Origin of the sequence: Microcoleus sp. PH2017_05_CCC_O_A, assembly GCF_020738785.1 — a bacterium.
GTDB lineage: Bacteria > Cyanobacteriota > Cyanobacteriia > Cyanobacteriales > Microcoleaceae > Microcoleus.
Genome location: NZ_JAEQCB010000317.1, coordinates 1 through 1,343, shown reverse-complemented (window position 1 = coordinate 1,343; position 1,343 = coordinate 1). Strand labels below are relative to the sequence as shown.

Annotated in this window: 1 protein-coding gene; it reads right to left on the bottom strand. The window is 43.0% G+C overall.

Going from position 1 to position 1,343, the window contains the following annotated elements; translation table 11 throughout:
• Window positions 1-120: 120 nt before the first annotated feature.
• The gene (locus JGK20_RS34310) at window positions 121-1,206 is read right to left on the bottom strand and encodes a transposase (RefSeq protein WP_293200731.1); all 1,086 of its coding nucleotides are present in this window, start codon (window positions 1,204-1,206) and stop codon (window positions 121-123) included.
• Window positions 1,207-1,343: the final 137 nt, after the last annotated feature.

Here is a 1,343-nt window from a genome sequence, read left to right as displayed (position 1 = left end):
CCGTTACATAAATCCTACCCAAAGTTACTCAAGATTGGACAATATTGGACTTTGAGCTTCGTTTACTTCCTGCTTCATCCTGGTAGTGTCGGCACTCACCAGTCCGCAGGCTAACCCCGTCTAACTGACGGTTTTTGACAAATTAATCGCTGCGTTCAAATCGCGGTCAACAACAATACCACAATGACTGCATTCAAACACTCGTTCAGAAAGAGAGAGTGTTTCTTTTTTAGTTCCACAATTAGAACAAGTTTTTGAGCTGGGAAACCAACGGTCAACAACTACCAACTTTGAACCGTACAACTCGCATTTGTAGGTTAACTGTCTGCGAAACTCAAAGAAGCCCATATCGGCAACAGATGCAGCTAGCTTGTGCAACGCCATCATTCCGCTTACGTTCAAGTCTTCTATGACAATTACACCGTGGTTTTTGGCAAGTAATGTCGTTAGTTTGTGCAACGTATCTTGACGGATGTTAGCTATCTTTCTATGCAGTCTAGCTATCTTGACTTGTGCTTTTTGACCATTGCTCGAACCGATGACTTTATGGCGACTCAACCATTGCATCCTTGAGAGTATGTCGCGATATTTTTTGTAGGATTTAGCACCGATAACTACTTCACCTGTTGATAGAGTAGCCAATGCTTTAATACCGAGGTCAACGCCTACAATGCTTGTTTGGCATGATTCTTGCTGTTCTACATCAAACCTGAAACTGATAAACCACCTGTCGGCAATACGGGATATCGCGCAAGACTTAGTTGATACTTGTGGTAGCCTTTCATAAGTCTTGAGGACGGCAATTACGGGAACTTGGATTTTGTTAACCCCGCAGATTTTGACCGTTCCTTCTAATGTGAAAGAATCTCGCCTTCCTTTTTTCTTAAACTTCGGTACACCAGCAGTCTTTTTAAAACATCGTTTCCATGCATCTCGCAATGCCATTAATGCCTGTTGTGGTGTAGATTTACTGCACTCGTAATACCAAGCATTCTCCGACTTCACCATAGCTACTAACAATTTATGCAAGTCAATAGCTGTGGGAAATTTGAGCTTTTCGTTGGGATTGGCTTGGTTGTGACCAAGAATATTTTTGGTCAGCCACAAACCCCAATTCCAAGCATGACGCGCCACTCCGCAATGCTTAGCTAAAAGTATGCGCTGCCGACTATTTAGTTTCAATTCGGTTTTGAATCCGAGTAACATGGCAGTCCTTTAATCCCTTCTCGCGCAGGCTTGTGACATATTCCAACCTTAGCAGAACTTGCGAGTGAAAAAGCTACCCACAATTGAGCAACAATGGGTAGATTTGTCCAAGAATCAAGTTACAGTTTCTAGCCCCC